The organism is Dictyobacter formicarum, assembly GCF_016587435.1.
The window spans coordinates 372,380-392,464 of record NZ_BNJJ01000008.1; the positions used below are offsets into that span (position 1 = coordinate 372,380).

19 protein-coding genes and 1 pseudogene are annotated in these 20,085 nt (G+C 50.7%); 8 read left to right on the plus strand and 12 right to left on the minus strand.

Features of this window, described 5'->3' with window-relative positions:
• Window positions 1–119 precede the first annotated feature (119 nt).
• The 3 genes from JMI88_RS16435 (at window position 120) to JMI88_RS40705 (ending at window position 4,244) form a co-directional block, all read left to right on the plus strand.
• Window positions 120–2,762, plus strand: coding sequence for a helix-turn-helix transcriptional regulator (locus JMI88_RS16435; RefSeq protein ID WP_201363014.1), 2,643 nt, complete (start codon window positions 120–122; stop codon window positions 2,760–2,762).
• Between the two features lie 205 nt (window positions 2,763–2,967).
• Window positions 2,968–4,011: an alpha/beta fold hydrolase gene (locus JMI88_RS16440; protein ID WP_201363015.1), complete on the plus strand. Its 1,044-nt coding sequence runs from the start codon at window positions 2,968–2,970 to the stop codon at window positions 4,009–4,011.
• Between the two features lie 8 nt (window positions 4,012–4,019).
• Window positions 4,020–4,244, plus strand: coding sequence for a MazG nucleotide pyrophosphohydrolase domain-containing protein (locus JMI88_RS40705; protein WP_201363016.1), 225 nt, complete (start codon window positions 4,020–4,022; stop codon window positions 4,242–4,244).
• A gap of 271 nt (window positions 4,245–4,515) precedes the next feature.
• On the opposite strand, the gene JMI88_RS16450 is transcribed toward JMI88_RS40705, so the two are convergent.
• The gene (locus JMI88_RS16450; protein WP_201363017.1) at window positions 4,516–5,073 is read right to left on the minus strand and encodes an RBBP9/YdeN family alpha/beta hydrolase; all 558 of its coding nucleotides are present in this window, start codon (window positions 5,071–5,073) and stop codon (window positions 4,516–4,518) included.
• Between the two features lie 118 nt (window positions 5,074–5,191).
• Between JMI88_RS16450 and JMI88_RS16455 the strand changes: the two genes are divergently transcribed.
• Window positions 5,192–5,578 carry a tyrosine-type recombinase/integrase gene (locus JMI88_RS16455; protein WP_236022934.1) on the plus strand — a complete coding sequence of 129 codons (387 nt, stop codon included), beginning with the start codon at window positions 5,192–5,194 and terminating at the stop codon, window positions 5,576–5,578.
• 135 nt (window positions 5,579–5,713) lie between these two features.
• Here JMI88_RS16455 and JMI88_RS16460 read toward each other — a convergent pair whose 3' ends face one another.
• The gene (locus JMI88_RS16460; RefSeq protein ID WP_201363018.1) at window positions 5,714–6,283 is read right to left on the minus strand and encodes a redoxin domain-containing protein; all 570 of its coding nucleotides are present in this window, start codon (window positions 6,281–6,283) and stop codon (window positions 5,714–5,716) included.
• A 309-nt stretch (window positions 6,284–6,592) separates the two neighbouring features.
• Here JMI88_RS16460 and JMI88_RS16465 point away from each other — a divergent pair, with 309 nt between their 5' ends.
• The gene (locus JMI88_RS16465) at window positions 6,593–7,609 is read left to right on the plus strand and encodes a phosphotransferase enzyme family protein (protein ID WP_201363019.1); all 1,017 of its coding nucleotides are present in this window, start codon (window positions 6,593–6,595) and stop codon (window positions 7,607–7,609) included.
• Between the two features lie 43 nt (window positions 7,610–7,652).
• Here the strand turns inward: JMI88_RS16465 and JMI88_RS16470 are convergent, their stop codons facing one another.
• From JMI88_RS16470 to JMI88_RS16490, 5 genes are all read right to left on the minus strand, one after another.
• On the minus strand, window positions 7,653–8,063 hold the full coding sequence (locus JMI88_RS16470) for a DUF2000 family protein (RefSeq protein ID WP_201363020.1): 411 nt from the start codon (window positions 8,061–8,063) through the stop codon (window positions 7,653–7,655).
• A 98-nt stretch (window positions 8,064–8,161) separates the two neighbouring features.
• Window positions 8,162–8,605, minus strand: coding sequence for a MarR family winged helix-turn-helix transcriptional regulator (locus JMI88_RS16475; protein ID WP_201363021.1), 444 nt, complete (start codon window positions 8,603–8,605; stop codon window positions 8,162–8,164).
• A 405-nt stretch (window positions 8,606–9,010) separates the two neighbouring features.
• A complete protein-coding gene (locus JMI88_RS16480; protein WP_201363022.1) occupies window positions 9,011–10,345 on the minus strand; it encodes an SCP2 sterol-binding domain-containing protein in 1,335 nt (444 codons plus the stop codon).
• A gap of 44 nt (window positions 10,346–10,389) precedes the next feature.
• Window positions 10,390–10,824: a MarR family winged helix-turn-helix transcriptional regulator gene (locus JMI88_RS16485; RefSeq protein ID WP_201363023.1), complete on the minus strand. Its 435-nt coding sequence runs from the start codon at window positions 10,822–10,824 to the stop codon at window positions 10,390–10,392.
• Window positions 10,825–11,130: 306 nt separating this feature from the next.
• A complete protein-coding gene (locus JMI88_RS16490) occupies window positions 11,131–11,730 on the minus strand; it encodes a nitroreductase family protein (protein ID WP_201363024.1) in 600 nt (199 codons plus the stop codon).
• 205 nt (window positions 11,731–11,935) lie between these two features.
• Here JMI88_RS16490 and JMI88_RS16495 point away from each other — a divergent pair, with 205 nt between their 5' ends.
• Entirely contained in the window at window positions 11,936–12,418 is a 483-nt protein-coding gene (locus tag JMI88_RS16495) for a GNAT family N-acetyltransferase (RefSeq protein ID WP_201363025.1), read from the plus strand.
• 65 nt (window positions 12,419–12,483) lie between these two features.
• Here the strand turns inward: JMI88_RS16495 and JMI88_RS40710 are convergent.
• The 4 genes and pseudogenes from JMI88_RS40710 to JMI88_RS16520 form a co-directional block, all read right to left on the minus strand.
• Window positions 12,484–13,160 (minus strand): annotated as a pseudogene (locus tag JMI88_RS40710) (dienelactone hydrolase family protein).
• A 139-nt stretch (window positions 13,161–13,299) separates the two neighbouring features.
• The gene (locus tag JMI88_RS16510) at window positions 13,300–14,295 is read right to left on the minus strand and encodes a L,D-transpeptidase family protein (protein WP_236022935.1); all 996 of its coding nucleotides are present in this window, start codon (window positions 14,293–14,295) and stop codon (window positions 13,300–13,302) included.
• A 471-nt stretch (window positions 14,296–14,766) separates the two neighbouring features.
• Window positions 14,767–15,612 carry an MBL fold metallo-hydrolase gene (locus tag JMI88_RS16515; protein ID WP_201363028.1) on the minus strand — a complete coding sequence of 282 codons (846 nt, stop codon included), beginning with the start codon at window positions 15,610–15,612 and terminating at the stop codon, window positions 14,767–14,769.
• A gap of 224 nt (window positions 15,613–15,836) precedes the next feature.
• Entirely contained in the window at window positions 15,837–16,388 is a 552-nt protein-coding gene (locus JMI88_RS16520) for a hypothetical protein (protein WP_201363029.1), read from the minus strand.
• A 551-nt stretch (window positions 16,389–16,939) separates the two neighbouring features.
• On the opposite strand from JMI88_RS16520, the gene JMI88_RS16525 reads away from it, so the two are divergent.
• Entirely contained in the window at window positions 16,940–17,620 is a 681-nt protein-coding gene (locus JMI88_RS16525; RefSeq protein ID WP_236022939.1) for a collagen-like protein, read from the plus strand.
• A gap of 175 nt (window positions 17,621–17,795) precedes the next feature.
• On the opposite strand, the gene JMI88_RS16530 is transcribed toward JMI88_RS16525, so the two are convergent.
• The gene (locus tag JMI88_RS16530; protein WP_201363030.1) at window positions 17,796–18,848 is read right to left on the minus strand and encodes a class I SAM-dependent methyltransferase; all 1,053 of its coding nucleotides are present in this window, start codon (window positions 18,846–18,848) and stop codon (window positions 17,796–17,798) included.
• A 484-nt stretch (window positions 18,849–19,332) separates the two neighbouring features.
• Between JMI88_RS16530 and JMI88_RS16535 the strand changes: the two genes are divergently transcribed.
• A partial coding sequence (locus tag JMI88_RS16535) for a multicopper oxidase domain-containing protein (protein WP_201363031.1) occupies window positions 19,333–20,085 on the plus strand: 753 nt, incomplete at its 3' end.

Consider the following 20,085-nt stretch of genomic DNA (forward strand, 5'->3'; position numbering starts at 1 on the left):
TGGCTTTTTTTGCATAGGCTTGTAATGCTTCCTTACCTGCTTCTTACCCAACAGCTTCTCCATCTGCTATACTGTTAGGTAAGAGATCCCTGACATCAACCATGAGAAGGGTAGGCCCTGTGGTTCGCGATACACTTCACCTTTTGCGTTGGATCACACAAACGCAGCGCTATACACTCACTCTGGGCACCCAGACGCTGCCATCCGAGATCACCTCTGGAGACGAGGTCTGGACCCAATGGCTGGCTACTGTCTCATCGTTTGCTTTTGAGAGTCGCTCTGGCATTCACTGCACTATTCGCAAGGAACGACTCCAGCGTGGCGATGCCTACTGGTATGCCTATCGCTCCGTGTCTGGGCGAACGAAGAAGCGTTACCTTGGGCGCTCGGCTGACCTCTCCTTTGCTCGCCTGGAAGAAGTGAGCACGCTCTTTGCGAACGAGGGACAGCATACCCGGCAGTCGCTTCTCGAAGCTCAGGATAGCGAGCCTGCTGTTCGGCAGGCAGCGCCCCCAACTCAGAGTGAGGATCTGGATATCCCGTACGCTACTACCACGGCTCAGCATGCCGAGAAGGGTATCAGGAAACTCCCTGCTCCATCCGCTCTGCCGCTGCTAGAAACCAAGCTGCATCCGCCGCTCCTACCGGCCAAGCTGGTCAAGCGAACCCGCTTGCTCGAACAGCTCGATACGAGCCTGACCCGAAAACTGACAATATTGCAGGCTCCCGCAGGTTCTGGCAAAACGACGCTGGTCAACCAATGGCTGAGTACCCGCTTCCCCAAGGCAAAGAACGGAGCGTCAACAGAGCCAGTTCTAGCCTGGCTCTCACTCGACGCTGGCGACAATGATCCCCTGCGCTTCTGGCGCTATCTCATGACGGCTTGGCTGAAACTCCTGGCACCGAAGCAGGTTGCCTCGGGACAGGCTGCGCTGGCCCTGCTCAGCGCGCTCCATCCTTCGCCTTTCGAGTCACCTGCTCTAGAACTCGCGCTGACGCAGTTACTCAACGCTCTCGCGCGTTCTCCTTTCGAGGGCTTGCTGGTGCTGGACGACTATCATGTGATCAGCGACTCCCGCATTCACGAGCCGCTAGCCTTTCTCATCGACTACCTACCTGCGACGATCCATGTCCTGTTGCTGTCGCGCTCGGAGCCTCCATTGCCACTCCTGCGCTGGCGGGCTAGGGGCGAGGTATACGAGCTGCAGACAGCCGATCTGCGCTTCTCCCTCCAGGAGACAGCGGCTTTTTTCCAGCAGGCTCTGCCGCTCGACCTGTCATCAACAGCTCTCAGTCGGCTTGATAGTAAGCTAGAGGGGTGGGCCGCCGGGTTACGCCTGCTCTCTCTGACACTCTCTCAATGGCAAACCCCGCAGGCCATCGAGCAGGCGCTCCTCTCGCTCGGCGCGCCGAATGATCCTGCTGATCGCTCGCTGCTCGATTACTTTATCAGCGAGATTCTAGAGGCACAGTCCGAGCCAATGCAGCGCTTCCTCCTTCAGACCAGTGTGCTCGGTCGCCTCTGTGCTCCGCTTTGCGCAGCCGTCACCAGGAACGAGAAGAGTGCGGATTTGCTGGAAGCGATCGCACGCGCCGGACTCTTTCTGGAGGCGCTGAAGGGTCCCGGAGGATGGTATCGCTATCACGCGCTCTTTGCGGCGGCGATGCGACAGGAGGCTGGACGGCGGCTCGGCGAAGAGGTCCTGCGCAAGCTCTCCTCGCAGGCCAGCGCGTGGTATGAGCAGGAGGCTTTGCTCACAGAAGCTATCGAGGCAGCATCCCTGGCGCGGGATGTGGAGCGGGTCGTGCGGCTGATCGAGCGGGTGCATGAGCAGAACTTCGACTCGCCACAAACGATGCTGCAGTGGTTGGAACAGCTCCCGGAAGCGGTTTTACGCGAGCATCCAACGCTCTGTTTCCTCTTTGCCACCGAACTCCGCTTTCCTGTGAAACTCTGGTTTGCGACTGAGGCAGCGGTAGCAGCAGAGGCGGCCTCAATCCCTTCTGCAGAACGTGTGCGCATCGAGACGCTGCTCTCGATGGCCGAAGAGGGCTGGCGGCGCCGTGGAGAAGTCTCCTGGATTGGTGCCATCTGGGCGCACCGCGCGCTGAGTGCCCTACTGGATGAAGAACCGTTCTCCTCGGTCGTGCATTTCGCCCGGCAGGCACTCATTTTCCTGCCGCGCAAGGGAGCGCTGGATCCCCGCGTCCAAATGTATCGGTCGTCATGTCTCTTGTTCGTTGGCCAAGAAAAGCTTGACCTTGGTCAGGTAGACGAAGCGCGCGAGATGCTTCTCCAGGCGAAGGCGGATAACCTTCCTCCTGGCAACCGATTTCTCGCCGTTGACATCCTCCTGACGTTGGGCAAGATCTATCTGGCTCAGGGCGAGTTCTCGCTTGCGCAAAAGTATCTTCTCCAGGCTCTCTCAGACGCCCGCGAACTGCATGATGAGAAGGTCATCGTAGAGGCGCAGCTTGAACTGACCATGCTAGAGGAAAAAGCGGAAACTCGCTGGCAAGTTTCGCCGCTCTCCGCACAGGAAGAGCGGGTGCTGCAAGGGCTTTCTGCAGGATTGAGCAACCAGGAGATTGCGAACGAATTGATTATCTCAATCAATACCGTGAAGTACCACGTCAAACACCTTTATCAGAAGTTGGGCGTCAGCAATCGCCTACAAGCCAGCGAGGCAGCGCGCCAACTGCGACTCTCCTCTCCTGCACCTCGCTTGCCCGCTGATTCGCAGCGCAACGAGCCACACTAACCAGCCCCACCTCACACGTTACTCACATCGATTCTCCGCCAACTACCCTCAGCACTACCCGCAAGGATGGGGATTTCGTCTCCTGAAAACGGCTATACTCTCACCAGTTGAGTGGCGAGTAAACGACACCAACAGAGAAACAACAAAAACGAAACACCCTGTTATCTGGCCAGCGAGATGGCTCGAAAAGAAAGAGAAAAGACGAATGGGTATCAACATGTTCACCGCTCTTCTTACACGTAAAAGCACTCAGCAAAAGCTCGCAAAAGCTCTTCTGATTACGACTACCAATGGCATTGACGAAAAACGCTTCATCAAAGTTGGCGGAATTGACCAGTGGATCACGATCCGCGGCGAAGACCGCCACAACCCGGTCCTGTTTTTTATCCATGGCGGTCCTGCGTCACCCTATTCGATCTTCGCCTCACTGTTACACCCGTGGGAGAAGTACTTTACGCTCGTCCAATGGGATCAGCGTGGCGCAGGCAAAACCTTCCGCACAAACGGGAAAGCCGGCACTGGCACCCTCACCTTTGAGCGTCTCGTCCAGGATGGGATCGAGATCGCGGAGTTTTTGCGCAACTATCTTGGCCAACCGATCATTCTTGTGGGTAGCTCCGTAGGCAGCATCACAGGTACCATGATGGTCAAACGACGGCCTGATTTGTTCGCAGCCTATGTAGGTACCGACCAGAATAGCAGTCCAGATGCCAGCGAGCTTTCGTATCAACAGACACGAGAGTGGCTCCGCGCCTTGGGCAACACCAAAGGCGTGAAAGCTGTTGAGCAACTCAGAGAAAGGTCAGACCGGCTGACTCCGAAAGAGTTTACCAAACTGCATCAATGGACAATCAAGGCGAACCCGGCTATTCCGAACATGATCATGGATATTATGCTCCCAGCCATGTTGACCTCGCCCGATCACACGTTCAGTGATCTCATGAACATTTTCAAGGGCATGAACTTTTCGACCGATCAACTGTTTCACGAACTTCTGACGGCTGATCTCCGCAAGCTTGGAATGCGCTTCGAGGTCCCGTTCTTCATCTTCCAGGGCGATACCGATGCGATCACGCCAACGGCCTCGGCGAAAGCCTACTTCGACGAGCTTGAGGCCCCTTACAAGGAGTTTGTCCTGATCAAACAGGCTGGCCATCTCGCGGCTTTTGCTCGACCAGAACAGTTTCTCGACGAACTTCTGCAGCGAGTGCGTCCATTGGTGCTCAACCTGATCATCAGCGAGAAATGATCAACAGCATGCCCTTGTCGCTCATATCGCGCGTATTGAACAGGAACCGTAGGCTGCTCGTTTTCTCAAGATCAAAAAGAGCAACTGACCTTGAGTGTTTGGGATTAACTGGTGAGTCGGGAGAGATAGCAGATAGTGTCAAGAAAGCGTTGTTCCAGGGACATGACATTGATGCTGTCCATATTGCCAAGGAATTAGGTGATGTCCTTTGGTACATTGGACTTGTCATTTGACCGAATTCTTGGTGGCTTTGCCAGATAAAATGCCGACGTTTTTAGCGCCTGGAAGCAGACAGCCTGTGCCGCATAACCTGGCGGAACATCGTAGGAGCATATAATCATGCTTCAGATGTGCTCACTCCTGGCTGTTTCTCGTCATCATGCCAAATGAACTGGCAATCTGGCATGGTATCTGGCAAAGAATCAGGGGAAGAGTTACGGAAGGTGGAACCTTCCGCAAAGGAACTAATGATTTAAACTGAAGTTCGTTGCAGACTAGCTTCAGCTAGATTCTGGGTTCCAACCGCTTGATGTCTTGAGCAAGTAGAGGCAACCCTTCTGTGAAAGAGTGTTCCTTCCCATCGAGCACTCGAACAGTTGCCTGGGGCAGTCGTTCTTGATAGCGTCTAAGAGAAGAAAACGGGACTTCTTCATCAGAACGACTGTGATACAGGAAGAGTTGTCGGATCGGGGGGAGGCGTGAAGCAAAATCATCTGGCACAGCGTACTCAAGCTCCCAATCCTGCTTGCCCCAGTAGGGCGCAGCCACCAGAAACAGCCCGGCAATCGGTTTCTGGTGGGTTCCTTCTGCCAGACATTTGAGCAACATTGAACCACCTAAAGAATGCCCAATGAGCAAGGCATCAGCATCGAGCTTGCCGAACTCTTGCTCAATCTGGTCCCTCCAGGCAAGGTATCTAGGATGGTCAGGATCAGGCATATCTGGAGCCAGGACTTGGTAATCGCTGCCAAGCTGTTGCCGCAGCGATGCAACCAATTTCCCGCTGCCTAAAGGTTTGTGCTGATTGCCTGCACCCTGAATGAGAAGTATTTGTTTTCTCACTCGTTTCCTCCTTTTCACATGATTGCTTTTGTCTTCTTGTACTGTTTCTCGACGAGAGTGCATCTTCCACGCATGACTGCTCTCGCAAAACGGGCCGCTTCGACACGAGCGAGATTGCTTGCAAAATGCAAGAAGACACAGTTGCTTCTTCCAAAACAAGAATGTAAAATCGGAAACACGAGAAGGATCGGATGACCAAATCTTTCATTACTACCTGCTTAAGATATTCAAAGAAGCGCTCACAGCTGCTGGTCTACCTCGTATGCGCGTACACGACCTGAGACATAGCGCTGCAATAATCCTGCTATCCATGAATATCCATCCGAAGGTGGTGCAGGAGCTTTTGGGACATAGCTCTATCAATATCACGATGGACCTTTATTCACATATCCTGCCATCTATGCAACAAGATGTCATAAACAAATTGGATGATGCATTCAAGCTGCTGAGTAACGTGGTGGAAGAAAGCAGTTCTGAAATAAAGAGCGAAGATGAAGAGCTGTAAATGGCATTGCTACACGGTTGCTACATTTTCTACATTGGTCAGGTTTGGCAGTTGGATGTAGATGACGAAAAAGGGAACTAAAAGCCGACGTATAAATCGGCTTTTAGCTTCCTTGTATAGGCAGAAAATACAGGATTAGCGTTTTTTGCCATAGGGATAATGGCGCTTCTTGTCGCCTTCCCAATCTGCGCGCAAGCCAGGTGTGGAGAGGTCCCAATCGGGTCGGACCTTCTGGAAGACGGCGCGTAGATCCTGGCGCAGGTCTTCGGGTGAGGGGCGGCCCCAGAACCAGTAGCCGTTATAGATTTTGTAGATGCGCAGCCCCGGTTCCAGTACCAGCGTATGGGGGATCATGGGGTTGTGGTGGGGATCGGTGTATTCCTGGATCTCCAGATCCTGCTGAATTTTACGTCCGGAGTCCGATAAGAAGGTCCATTGCGCTCCGACGGCGGCTCGGAATTCGTTTGTTTCTAGAATGTTGTCGGTTGAGATTGTTACGATCTGCGTATAAGAGACGGCGATCTTGGGATAGAATTCTGCCAGTTCAAGATGTTGTTGATGATCCTTGGGACAATAGTGTCCGCGCGACAGGATCAAGATCATCGGATCAATGCCCTGTAGCTCGCTTAGGCGACGGCGTGTTTTTGTGTGATCGGTCAACTCATAATCAGGAAACGTTGCGCCGGGAACAATATCTGCTCGCATTTCTCTTTGCTCCTTACTTTCACACGCTCAACGACTTTTGACAAAAAGATCGTTTTTTCTACTACTGGTTGTTCTTCTTTATTGCGTTAGGCCTGCAGGTCGGTGATACGCAGGTGATAACAGATTGTATACTTAGTCTATTCCTGGTTGTGAAAACGTCTATTGTCTTTGTGAATTCGTGTCCGGTGAATGTCAGTCCTGCTAGAATCTGTTACAATATCAGCAAGGTTTCTCTTCGGCAGCTTTTGGAATATCATATCTATAGGAATACGTAATAGTGAGAAAATAACGGAATTGGAGTTGCTCCGCATGGATGTCTCTGCTATATGTGCGACCTGGCCTATTCAGGGCCCCTGCTCTTTGACGCCACTTACTGGTGGCACGAATAACCATGTCTGGCGCGTGGATACGGCGGATGGGCATGCCTATACTTTGCGTGTATCCTCCGGAGAAACACATTTGCCGCGCCTGCGCTATGAGATGACGATACTACAAGCGTTGTCTATCCAGGATCTACCGTTTTTGCTCCCGCTACCTATCCACGCTTACAGTGGTGATCAACTGGTTCCCCTTGAGATCCAGGATGGTACGATCGGCATCGCGACGCTTGCTCCGTTTTTGCCGGGTAGCGTCTCTCGTAAAAGCACCCCTGAGAAGGCCAGCGCTGCCGGCCGTACCCTGGCTATTTTAGATCAGGCTCTGGCTTCGGTTCCTGATCAGTCGACTCCGCAGGAGATCAGCATACTGTTGCCGTTTGGTCGGTTAGAGATGCGCAATCCTCAAGTACCAGATGTGGGGAAAGCTTTGGAGTTATTACCATTGGAGCGTCAGCAGGTGCGAAAGATGCAGGATGTGCTGGAAGATCATCTGGATGGTGTTGAGAAGCTTTACGATAGCTTGCCCCAGCAGTTGCTGCATCGCGACCTGGATACCAGTAATGTACTGCTCGATGAGCAGGAGGGCGTGACGGCGGTACTGGATTTTGAGTTCGCGGCCCGCGATATTCGGGTCCTCGATCTAAGCGTCTCTTTGAGCTGGTGGCCAGTCAGTCGGATGGGAACTGGCGCCGAATGGGAGATTATTGACCCGCTGGGCCGTAGCTATATGGATATGCTGCACCTGGAAGAGGCTGAGCTTAGAGCGATCCCGACCATGATGCGCATGCGCCAGTTTGCCTCGCTACAGCACCGCATCGGTCGCTACCTGTCGGGTCTGGAAGCCGATGCGGCCATACAGGATAATATCGAGTTTGCCCTCTGGCGCCTGGACTGGCTGGCGAGCCAGCAAGAAACCTTAATTGAGCACGCGCTACACTGGCGAGACTGATGTTGTTCTCAGGCTGCTTTATTGCCTTTGGGTCCTACACCTGTTACTGGTGGAACTTCAATTTGTCCACAATTTTGTCAATCACTTTTCTCTCTGCTCTGATGGCGATACCCACCAGGTTCAGGTTCTCTCGTTCGACACTGCGAACAGCATCGCGATTGGCAGCATCATGGGTCGTCGAAAACATCTCTTCTGTATAGAGGGCAGGCTGTGCTCCTCGTGCGAGGGCGCGATCAAGCACCCGCGCTAACGCGGCACTATCAGCTCCATAAATCAACATAGGTTGACCAATAAGTCGCAAGTATCCATTGCCGGATGCGTCTTCGTATGGTTCTCCGATACTTTCCGGATAGGATGCAGCGATCCCGCTTGCCAGGAATGCTGCCACATTCATTTTTTGCCAGGAGGCCAGGTCGTCTCGAATAACCAATGCGATTTTTGTATCAAAGAGCATAAACAAAATCCTTGCTTGAAATCTTTTGTGAAAACGGTCAGGTACATACCGCTCTCATGATGTTTCGTAGTGGTAATCGTTTCTCTCTCAAATCGCTATCAAGTAGCAGGTGGATGCTCTGCCTGCTTCCATCCAGCCACGGCCGTGAGCAGATGCCGCAAAAGCTTCCTCTCTTCAGAAGAGAATTGGTCGAGAAAATCCTGATTCATCTGGTCCATCTCGCGATCAAGCGGAACCTGAAGATTGCGCCCGCGAGCCGTGAGTGCAACCTTATTCACCCGGCGATCGGTTGCATGTGCCTTGCGCTCAATCAGCCCCGCTTGTTCCAGGCGATCAATGAGACCGGTAATCGTCGCGCTATCTAACAAGAGGCGCTCACCTAATTCAGCTCCACTTTGCTGATCGTGTTCCCAGAGAACCTTGAGCAACGCGTACTGTACAGGGGTAACACCATATGGGGCCAGACGCTGTTTGGCCGACTGCGTGACCCGCTGATACGCCTTACCAAGATAAAAGCTCAAACAATCCTCAATCTGATCCATGAATACTCCTGTTGAGAGAAAAATAAAATACACCTTTGTATCAATCAACATGTATACAAGTATAATCTATACAAAATACTTTTACAATAGTTACTTGTATGCAAGCTATTTTGGAAAAGTATGTAGACACTGATCTATTGTGGAGCAGAAAACAGCTTTGGAGTGATTTATTTGCAAAGCTTTTCAGGCTATCCGCATAGACTTCAGCAGACTTTGTCTGTAGGCTTCCAGAATTTTTTCGGCTACCTGCTCCGGTGTTTCGGCTGGCATGATGCTCTGTCGTCGCTCGGCTCTCTGCTACAGAATGGAGCTCAAAACTTCTTTTATTAGTTGGTGCATGCAGGGCTGTGCGCCCTGCATGCACCAACACAGAAAACAGACTCGGCCGCGTATGCGGACGCCCCCTTACGTAGCGAAGCAGCGCTGGAAGGCCTGCAAGAGTTGCGGTGAGCCCCTGAGTTGTAGCTTGCGCCGCAGGATTGCCAGGATGATATTTTGCTTCTTATTGAGTATTTTGAGCCAGGTAGCGCTATCGACTTTGATCGAGAGATTGGCTTCTCCTGTTAGTCCTTTCTGAATGAGCAAAGTTTTGTGTCGAATAATGATGGTCGCCTCCTGCTTTTCCTGACCTGTGAATGTGAAGTGATAGGCCACGTCCATGTCAGCCGCCTTCTCACGTTGGAAGACGAGTGGCAGGCCATTCAGGAAGCTATGAATGGATGGGGTACGCAGGCCATTATGGGCATGTCGAATTGTCTTGTGGGGGAAGCGTCGTTTAACGTGTTCTTCTGCATCTGATCCCGGCGTGACATAGATGATTTCTTCTTTATTCTGTAGCGGCTTTACCACGTCCTGAAGATAGGTTTTGCGGTTCTCTAGAAATGGACCTATGACGTCTTCACCCGCAGGGCACACTGCCATGCAGTAGGCGGCCTTATAATTGGCTTTAAAGGAGAGGCTCTGCCACATTGACGCTGATTCTGCTGGCGTCACTTTTTCACGATATTCTGCTGCGTCCTTGCTGTCGGCTACTTTTTCGACCCAGTCGGTGAATCCACCCATGAACTCGCGATAGTTATGCGTCATGCAGGCAGAAAAGTCGAAATGCCCATCACTTCCGATAGCTCCTACTGGACAGGCCGCGACGCATAACTTACACTCCAGACAGGGATTGTAGTCAATCGGTTGACTATAGCTATCGATGGTCGCTTCCATCAAAATAGTCTCTAGCAGGATAAAATTGCCGAAGCGAGGATGGATGACGTTGCGGTGGATACCCATGCGACCCATACCGGCGGCTACGGCTACCGGTTTATGGGCAACGACCCAGATTCTACCAGGGTAGCGGTCCATCTCCTGTGGAAAACCTACCGCGGGACAGATGGCTCGAATATTTTTTTGTTCCAGCGCGGCGACAATTTTTCTGGCGACATCTTCTAGATCATGGCTGCTATGGTGAAATTCAACGTTGGCGACTGAGCGTGCTGGTGTACGGATATTCTCCCGGTTCATTCTTCGCACCAGGCTGATGAGTGTACGCGTGTGGGGCAGTGCGGCCAGGATATGCGAACGCTCGTTTTCTAGCTCGGGACGCTCAATTTCAACGAATCCAACATCATCCGCACCCGATTCCAGGCATAGATTCCGTAGCCAGTGCTGATCAACTGACGTCGGTGGACGTTCGTGCGGCTGGCGAGCCTGGAATGCCTGTACCGTGGGATGCTCAGAAAGTGAGGCCATAATCTAGCTCCTTTACGTGTATATACACCTATTTGCTAAAAAAATTATTGCGTAAGCCTTTCAAGTACGGAAAGTTCATCGAGCAGGGCAGCCAGGCGTTCGTCCCCCATCTGTTTGACTATGATCGTTTGAGCCTGCCGCCAGAGTGGTCGGGCGCGTTCCAATGCTTCCTGCCCCGCCGCGGTCAATATAACCTGGCGCGTACGGCGATCTGTACCTGCTTCTACCTGAGCTAACCCCTGCTGTGTTAATAATTTGAGCTCGCGTGTGAGCGTGGTACGATCCATCTTAAGCCAGTCGGCGAGCTGGCTAATGGTCGCTTCTTTCAGACCTGCGATGTTTGAGAGCAGTGTAAACTGAGTTACATGCAGCCCACTGGGAGCCAGCGTCTGTTCATAAAACTGGGTAATCAGCCGATCTGCGCGCCGAATATTCGCGCATGTACAGGCTCGGACATCCAGCATATTTGTTACTTCCATCGCTTCAGCTCCTTGCATTTACGTGTATGTACACTTATCTTAAGCGGCCTTAACCTTTTTGTCAAGGGCGCATAAGTGTTGATCAATTGAGCTGGCTTATTGACCCCCTGGCGTTCTGTGTTTAATATTACGTGTATGTACACTCAATATTGTTCGACTTTCAAATTTGTCCTATCTCCTGGGTGGATTGTTCGCTGAAGGAGGGAAATCATGCGGGAAACACTGGTTTCGGTTTTTTATCGGCAGATACTTTGCTGCTGGCTATGTCTATGGAGGAGTCGCGATTGTATAGCGTTTGGGCCAGCCTTACCATCCCTCAAGGTGCAGGAACTCGGCCCTGGCCTTGCGCCCACGTTTGAGGGAGGGTGAAGGCACATCAGCCGCGGCATGTCCGATGGGAATTACGCCCACTGGCGTGCAATCATCAGGAATATTGAGCAGGTGCTTGAGGCCCGCGTTATTCTCTTTACCTGGAATACCCACAAAAGCGGCTGCCAGCCCCTCATCAACCACCGCCTGTAGCAAGATCATCACCGAGCAGCCAATGTCCATAAACCAGAAAGGAACTGGCCATTCAATTTCCTGTCCCTTATCATCTACTTTGTCTGCCTCCTGATAGCGTTGATGATAGGCGGACTCACTTGTGCAAGGGATTGCCAGTACCGGCGCTTCCGAAATAAAGGGATACTGAAATGTTTCCGCATAATCCTCTTCTGAGCAGAAGCGAGCGATCTCTTTTTTGAGCTCGGGCCGCGTCACTACAACAAAAGATTGTCCCTGCGTAAAGCCTGCGCTAGGAGCACGCTGGACCAGGTCAAAGATGCGGGTGATGACTTCGGCTGGAATGGGATCGTTACTAAAATGGCGCACCATGCGCCGCTTGCGCACTACTTCTGAAAATTCCATGCGCTAAACCTCTTTCTCATGATCGTTTGCTAGCAATTATGTACTTGAATCTTGCTATTACATTTATCTATTGTTAGAGATGTTTAAGAACATATCAACTCTTTGTATCTTAACTGTGCACGTCAATGGGAGTTTGCATGCCAGCATATCATGTAAAGAGGATATGGATTTTAGCATCGAGCATTTAGTAAAACTGGAGAATGCGATGTCAGATCTTGTTTTTATTCCATTGGATGCTGAAGAACATTCTCGTTATCAGGATTGGTTTCATGATCCAGATTTGGCGCGACGGATTAACTATCCCGATACGGTTTGGTTTGATTACGTTAGTACTTCCCCTCATGTTTATACTTGGATGATTTATGCTGACGTGGGTCCGGTGGGGGTTATTCAATTTGAGAAAGATCATACTCGGGCCAGTTTTTCGATTGCTGTCAACCCGCGCCTGCGTGGACAGGGTTATGGAAAGCGTATTATGCGGGCTTTCCTGGCTCGACCTGAGGTCCAGGCGGTGGCTTGTGTGCATGCCGGGGTTGAGTACGATAACCAGCCAAGCATGCGTTGTCTGCAGTCAGCGGGCTTTACCATGCTGAGCCCGGTACCCGACGAACATGGCTTTATAGAATTCGTCTATAACGTTAAAAAAGCGCCAGGAGATGCTTGCCAGTCGGAAGCTCACACCGCCTAGGATAACGACCTGTGCTATTTTATCTGGGCGGTGTGAGTGAGTCTCAGGGATTTCAGGGCGGCCTGTTAAATATGTTCCTGAAAGTAGGCCAGGACGCGCTGCCAGGCATCCTGAGAGGCGGCGGCATCGTAGGTTTTGCCCTGATCGTTGAAAAATGAATGTTTGGTGCCAGGATAAATTTTGATATCATGCTCGACCTGATGTTGGGTGAGGGTCGTATCAAGGCGTTGAGCAGGTTTAGCGGTAAAGTCTTCGCCGGGGTATGAACCGACAACGGGACAACTGCGCGCGACTGCCTCGAGGGGCCTGGGATTCATAGCGTAAAATGGCGCGATCGCTTTGAGGCGGCTGTCGCTACAGGCCCAGGCGATGGCAAAGCTGCCCCCATACAAAAGCCGATCGCTCCCAGGCGCTCGGCATCCACCCTGGGTTGCTGTCCCAGATAGGTAAGCGCCTGTTTAAGGTTACGGATGCTGCCATTATTTAATGGATTAGCCATAATCTGGCCCATGAAGCGAAACATGCAGATGGTTCGATTGCGTCCGCCGAACAGGTCAATGGCAAAGGCTGCGTAGCCCTCATCGGCGAAACGCTGGGCGATGTCCTTGATGTTATCATTGAGCCCAAATATCTCATGGATAACCACTATACCAGGAAACGGACCTTCTCCCTCTGGATAGGCCAGATACCCAGAGAGCTTTTCTGTCCCTACAGAGAGCGCGACTATTTCTTCTGTTGGCACAAGGAACCTCCTCTAAATATACGAAGCTAATGGATCAGCATATATCCAATACAATATCACATGCTGCCATTGTTGTGCATGTTGCCGCAATACGTAGGTTCGGGCCTTGTGCCCGATTTACCCTTCCAGCTCGAAAAATTTAATATGTAATTTCGACGGTGGTGCCGAGATCGGCCCAATTATAGAGCCAGGACATAGTGCTGTATGGAACGTTAACGCAGCCGTGCGATCCCAATTCTGTTCCGTAGCCGGGGATGTAATGGGGTACATTGGAGCCGGGACCATAGTCGTTGCGCCAGAAGGCGTCGTGGATAAAGTAACCTGAACCCAGAAATTCGAGCGCGAATTGGATACGGGTGGGCGGGAAGTAATAGGGTGATCCTTGCGGCCAGATCGAATAAAAGGTGGTTGGGCTTTCCTTATTAATGACTTGAAAGGTGCCGATGGGTGTGTCCAGACCAGGGCGGCCGGTGGTGATGGCGCTGCTGGTGACTTGCTGGCCATCTTGATAAGCGTAGAGCCACTGGTTGGTGACATTAATAATGATGATCTTACCTGTATCCGGTACACTGAGCGTATTGACAGGATTCCAGCTTGACTGTGCGGGTGGAGTCGTGCTGACGAGCTCACTGTATACATATTGTGGCGTACTCTGCTGGTCGGATACGCGATACCAGGTCGTTGTATTGCTTAAAGTGTCTCCTCTGATGGTTCCATAAATGGTCAGTGTCGTGTCTGGCGCCGCTGTGCCAAGCAAGCTGCCGTCGCCATGCGGACTGCTGCGAATATTGGCCCAGCCCGTCGTATAAGCAATAAAGGGTGTGGCCTCCCACGTTACAGCGAAGGCGCGCTCATCTTTTCCCAGCAGACTCAGGTGCGTAATCAGCGCGTGTGTGAGCGTGCTCCGAGCGTTGCTCTCACTGGATTGTATTGCCTCTTCACTGGCACGATTTCGTAGCCTGTCTGTAGATAATAAAGATGAAGTTTTAATTGTATTTGTATGCAAGAGGTGAAGCGGCGTTGGTTGTGCCAATAGTGGAGCGTGGTATTGACGGGCCGCAACCATGCCAGCTATCGAGAGCGCAAAGACGAGCAGGACTCCCCATATTAGTAGTGTTTTAAGTCTTTTTTGCATTGATTGCCCCCTTTGTTATATGTATCGGCTCTCAACGCTCAATGATTTAAACTACAACTTTTATCAAGAATGCTCAGCACTTTAAGGATGTGTCTAATCCTCCTGGTGATGGGAAGCAAAGCGCCTCCTTGCGGGCGGGCGCATGCGCGCCCGAGTTCTTTTTATTTGTTGGTGCAACACGGTCGCACAGCGACCATGTTGCACCAACAAATAAAACACCTTTTGAGCTCCCAAGGAGCGTAGTGTGAGGGGCCGAAGGCGCAAAACGTATAGCTTTCAGACATTCTCCAATCAGAGTAAAGAAAAAGAGAGGTGCTATACACCTGTAAACAGGTCTGGCACCTCTCAATTCTCCACACGATAAACTTGAATAGTCGCTCAGTTATGGGTATGGATTACTTGACTATTCTTTTTTTCTACTAAAAAAATGGAAGTGTAATATGCGTCTCTTTTTATCTATTCCGTCAGTTGTTATTTCATATAGATCAGGCGCCGACCATGTGATGGGAGATAGCAGCTCAACTCTGGATGGCTGGCGCGAATATAATCGATGAAGAAGCCAGGACGACCGACGTTGCCGGCAAACATTTCATAGTGGGTAGGGATAACCGCCTGAATGCCTGCGGCTGCGGCCAGTTCAGCCGCCTCGCGCTCATCCATATTACCAACCAGGTTTTGTTGTTCGCGGAAATAGCTGCGACCATTAATGGGGAGCAAGGCCAGATCGATGGTGAGTGGCTGCAGCTTTTCGACCAGTCCTTCAAACACCAGCGTATCGCCTGGATGATAAACTCGTACACCTGCCAGTTCGACAACATAGCCCAGGTAGCGATACTGGCCATTGCTGATCTCTTGCCCGAAGCTATAGGACACCGGCGGAAAACTTAATCCATGCAAGGCGGGCAGCGGAATGATGCGCGTATCATCAACGGTAATGTCCTCTCCTGGCTGCACTCCTTGCAATTGCTCGGGATCTACACCTGCTGCCAGCACCTGGTCGACAATAGGACTGGGCGCGATAAAGCGTGGTTTGGATGGGTGCCGGGCTAGAATCTTGAGGGTGGGTATATCTAAATGGTCGATATGCTCGTGGGTATAGAGAATCAGGTCAACGGGTGGACACTCTTCTGCTGTGAAGGGAGGCGGCACGACACGGTCCTCCATTGCGGTTAGAAATGGGTCGATCAGAATGGTGGTAGCTGCGCTGCGCAATGCGAAGCTAGCCTGTCCCAACCACCATAAGGCCACTGCACCAGAGGGAATCTGGGTGGAGGTGGCAATCTGATTGGCCGTATTAATAGTATGTTTAGTTTGCATGATTTTGTCCTCTGAGCAAAATAGGCGTGTATCACACACGTGGCATGTGTGAAGATGATAGATGCAGAAACAAGCGTTTAGCTTTGTTCATCATACCATATGGAGATTTGGAACATAGCACGCATTGAAGCGATTTTTTCAGGCTACTATAGCTTTATTTTATGTGGAATAAGTGAACGACCCACCCACAGTATGGGTGGGTCGTTCCAGCTTGAGAAATTGTCTTATGCTGAGCGTTTTGCGGCACTCGGCTGCAGAGGCCGAGGTAGAGGCAGAGGGACAACATGCGAATGGCTAGTTGGAATCAGGACATCGCCATCGTTCTGGCAATTTTGAACATGTAAACCATAGAAATCCCGGTACATGCTACTGCAGACGTAAAAAGCCATCATGTGGCTGCCGGGACCGACGATGGTATAGGGTCGCACTTCATCGGTAATCTGGCAACGGAATCCACGTCTAACCAGGCTGAACTGGTGGATCGTGCCGGTATCTATCCCTGTTTGTTGATAGGTAATGGATTGATCCGGCTGGCACGTTGTATAAGCTCTCCAGAAGCAATCTTCATTCTGATTGGCGTCTGCATTGGTGGGTACAGTGCTCCCTATGCGCGCATAAACTGTCCCACAAGTTGGCTGCCTGGCGGCAGCTGAGGCACTAGGAGTGAATTCAAAGCAGTAGCAGGTTAATGCGCCAGCTACACATAGAATGGCCAGGCTTACTGCCAGAGCCAGTGGAAGTCGCGAAGTTTTTAAATGATTAAGTGTTTTTCTCATAAACTCATCCTTTCAGTTTGCATTCGTTTATACATCTATCCATCAACCACTAAGATCATTACCTGTTTTCATTATACTGATGAAGCAATACAAGAATATGCGATTTTTATATAGAAGAACTCATTTACTTGTGTTTGATCTATTATTTCGTGCTTTTTTTAATGCTGTTAAGAGTACGTCTGACGCCCATCACCTGTCCGGTCTATGAGCTACCATCACTGTGCCCCCGATCTTCACGATAGTGGAAGATGGAGTATTTGCGTATTGCAATCAATCACACTTCAAAGATTTATGAAGTGAAAAGAGATACTTCTCTGATTATATCTATTACTCAAGATATAAAAGTATCTCGGACATCTTTGTCGTGTTTTTTTTAAAGAATAGAAGAGGTATCAAAGAAAACTTGTATGTGGAGCGTCTATATATACGTAAATTACAGCACGTTCCTCTGAGCTAAATGAAAAAATGGCTGAGGACGCGATGCATTCTCTCTGCTCGGACCATCTTTGTGGAAGTATATATGTCAACTTTCAGCTGTAAGGAGGCAATTGATGAAATATTTGACAAAACTCGTGTCCGGAGCACTTCAAATCAGAAACTGGTTACGTCTGATCGGGCCATTCATCGTCATTTGCTTGCTTGGTGTACCTCTGGCGACCACCGTGAGTGCCGACTCAGCACCAACGACGTATTATGCCTGTGTCAACACGAACAGTGGGAAAATCTCCATGACCACAGCCAACGCCACCTGTCCTGGCAATGAACAACTGATCAGTTGGAACAATGTTGGCCCGCAAGGGCCAGTCGGTCCGGTTGGTCCAACTGGACCACAAGGGCCTCAGGGACCACAGGGAGCTACAGGTTTAACCGGGGACGCGGGTCTTCAGGGACCAGTAGGACCAGCTGGCCCTCAGGGTCCTGCTGGACCAGCTGGTCCTACTCAGAAGCTCCAACAAAATGTTGTGTTTAACCGCTGTAATGTGCCCACAGCTGATAGTGGGCTCACGGGGCTTGCAAGATGCACTGTGGATTGCCCAACTGACTATATAGTGAGTGGTGGGGGCTTCACGGTCAGTCCAGCTAATAGCCCCGCTGTAACCTGGGTCGTCTTTGAAAATCGGCCGGAGCAGCCAACGCCCCAATTTCAGGGGTGGGTTGCTTCTATTGCGAATGAGTCTACCCAGACTAGCCTTACTATGTTTGTATATGCTGACTGTATAACGTTGGTGTAGTCCCTCTCGTCTTTGTGGGAAGCGTTGGAGGATTTGACTGATTAGCTCACCGATCAGCCAGTCTGCCAACTGGAAAATTCTGACACACTCTAAGTCGCACAAAAAGACCTGCAAGCAATCTGCCTGCAGGTCTTTTTGTGTTTGATTATACTATTTTAAAGCAATGGTATAGAGGTTAGCGTGTACGAGCTATGATGCCATTATGGGCCTTGATGCGGCCATGGCGCAGGATATCAAATCCATTTTCATAGGCATATAGGCCGAGGTGTTTGACATCCATTAGCTCTCGATAGGCAAAGTTCATGATGTCTGCAAAAAGGGTATAGAAGATTTTGGATTGCAGTTGTGCCCGTGGCGTGGTCATAATGGCATAGCCGCCAGGCTTCAGGAAGCGTCTATGCATATCCAGGGCCAGTGGCTTATATTGATCGGGAAAATGCTCGATCAGACCAATGCTGACAACAATGTCAAATTCTTTACTATATTTGAGATCTCGAATATCACAGACCTCAAAATCAATGTTCATCTCATCTCGATACCAGACTTTAGGGGCGCCGGTCGCTGGATTTTCGCCGAGGAAGGGATAGGACTTGGGGAACTCACCGAAACGGTGGGTGCGACAATAATCATCATAATCTACCAGTACTGCATGTCCACCTGGATACATAGCCATCAACTGCATGGCTTCATAGCCATCTGCAGCTCCCAGAAAGAGGATCTCTGGTTTTTTGACGTCCAGACCCTCAAAAAGGGCACGCTTGCCGCGCGGATCCCAGATGGCATCTTCGATGCGGTGAATCTTGTTCCAGACGCTGGTATGAACGATGTCTTCAACCGCTTCAAAAGCCTCATGCAGCTGGAGCGTGCTCAGGCTCTTTCCTAATGTTCCCAGGGCTTCTTTACGTGCGGCCAGTGCATCCTCATCAAAGAGATTCTGGAACGAGCGATTGAACATCTCCCAGGATGTTTTTGGGGGAAGTTGTTGGTCGTGCTCTTTTTCCCAGCGCAGCTTCTCTTTTGACCAACGTTCAACTCGATATGGGCGCCCGATTTTCTCCCAGGAAAGCTCGCTCCAATCAGAAACCGGGTTGGCTTCGTAAAAGACATCTTTAGTATGGGTTGGTCTGAGATCCATACGATAGGTCGGTAGGAGCCTGGTAGTCCCAATATCTTTCTCTGTATATGGATGAGAGGCTTGAGATGTATGCGAATGTTGATAAACGTCCATTGTAAATCCCTTCAAAAACGGCTTCGCTGCCCTGGCCCTTAAATAGACTGTAGCAATACTCGCCCTATTTGATTGAAGTATGCTTGACTGTCCATCCATTGTCAAGTGGAATGCTTTCTCTTCCTCAGAGAGTACTGGACTCCTATACTTTTCGCGGTCTCTCTGCCTCACACTTCGCTCCTGCGGAGCTCACAAAATGTTTTTCTATTGGTGCAAAAATTGCGCATGACGCAATTTTTGCACCAATAGAAAAAAAGAGATTGGAGGCGTCAGCGCCTCCATCCCTGCTGCATGAGCTTTCGCACCCCCGGCGCTCAAGGAATAATCTACATATCACATTACTTGTGACCATTTCTTCTTCTGCCGTGATCCTTTTGTGATTTGTCTGCATTATGATATGTCTATCGAAAGCAGATAAAACGCTAAAGCATAAAAATATGCCGATTGCTTCATCTTTTTTTATTTACACATAGGAGAGGAAGACATGCTAAATGTGCCTGATAAACCGTCCGTAGAGGAAAGCGTTCCCGCTTCTTCTGTCTCTCAACCTTCTACACCATCTGTGAAGATTACTTATCAACGACCGGCGCCGCGCAAGCGTAGCCAGGCTATTGAATGGTTTTCCTTTGGTTGTATCATGGCCCTGGTTGCTCTATTGAGTTATGGCGTTGGTGCGATGATGACGTTGAATCGTGGCGACTCCTCCAGTTCCAGCAGTTCCAGTAGTTCCAGTACGATGTCTATGTCCGATTCCAGTTCTGATTCATTCAATACCGCCAATGTACCGCTGGCAACCGAAAAGTATGGGGACCAGCCAGCTGCTTATAAAGTCGATGCCGATGGGGCAAAACATTTTACGTTGACCGCCGAACAGGTGATGTGGGAAGTGACCGCAGGCCATCGTGTGCTGGCCTGGACCATTAACGGGACCGTTCCTGGGCCAAAGATCACTGTTAATGCTGGCGACCATGTGCGCATCACTTTTATCAATCATTTCCCGACAGCGACGGCTGTACATTGGCACGGTCTGGAAGTTTCTACTAAAGAGGATGGCGTGCCCGGCCTTGGCCAGAAGCCGATCCAGCCTGGACAGACATATAATTTTGATTTCACTCTTCATGATCAGGATGTGGGTACGCACTGGTATCATAGCCATTATGACGACATGGAGCAGGAGACCAATGGTTTCTATGGCGCATTCATTGTCAATCCGCGTCCCGGTAGCCCTCAGGTTATC

Bases quoted from the DNA above. Each gene is read 5' to 3' on its own strand.
- JMI88_RS16440 (WP_201363015.1), top strand. From the start codon at position 2,968: ATGGGTATCAACATGTTCACCGCTCTTCTTACACGTAAAAGCACTCAG.
- JMI88_RS40705 (WP_201363016.1), top strand. From the start codon at position 4,020: ATGCCCTTGTCGCTCATATCGCGCGTATTGAACAGGAACCGTAGGCTG.
- JMI88_RS16460 (WP_201363018.1), bottom strand. From the start codon at position 6,283: ATGCGAGCAGATATTGTTCCCGGCGCAACGTTTCCTGATTATGAGTTG.
- JMI88_RS16465 (WP_201363019.1), top strand. From the start codon at position 6,593: ATGGATGTCTCTGCTATATGTGCGACCTGGCCTATTCAGGGCCCCTGC.
- JMI88_RS16470 (WP_201363020.1), bottom strand. From the start codon at position 8,063: ATGCTCTTTGATACAAAAATCGCATTGGTTATTCGAGACGACCTGGCC.
- JMI88_RS16475 (WP_201363021.1), bottom strand. From the start codon at position 8,605: ATGGATCAGATTGAGGATTGTTTGAGCTTTTATCTTGGTAAGGCGTAT.
- JMI88_RS16480 (WP_201363022.1), bottom strand. From the start codon at position 10,345: ATGGCCTCACTTTCTGAGCATCCCACGGTACAGGCATTCCAGGCTCGC.
- JMI88_RS16485 (WP_201363023.1), bottom strand. From the start codon at position 10,824: ATGGAAGTAACAAATATGCTGGATGTCCGAGCCTGTACATGCGCGAAT.
- JMI88_RS16490 (WP_201363024.1), bottom strand. From the start codon at position 11,730: ATGGAATTTTCAGAAGTAGTGCGCAAGCGGCGCATGGTGCGCCATTTT.
- JMI88_RS16495 (WP_201363025.1), top strand. From the start codon at position 11,936: ATGTCAGATCTTGTTTTTATTCCATTGGATGCTGAAGAACATTCTCGT.
- JMI88_RS16510 (WP_236022935.1), bottom strand. From the start codon at position 14,295: ATGCAAAAAAGACTTAAAACACTACTAATATGGGGAGTCCTGCTCGTC.
- JMI88_RS16515 (WP_201363028.1), bottom strand. From the start codon at position 15,612: ATGCAAACTAAACATACTATTAATACGGCCAATCAGATTGCCACCTCC.
- JMI88_RS16520 (WP_201363029.1), bottom strand. From the start codon at position 16,388: ATGAGAAAAACACTTAATCATTTAAAAACTTCGCGACTTCCACTGGCT.
- JMI88_RS16525 (WP_236022939.1), top strand. From the start codon at position 16,940: ATGAAATATTTGACAAAACTCGTGTCCGGAGCACTTCAAATCAGAAAC.
- JMI88_RS16530 (WP_201363030.1), bottom strand. From the start codon at position 18,848: ATGGACGTTTATCAACATTCGCATACATCTCAAGCCTCTCATCCATAT.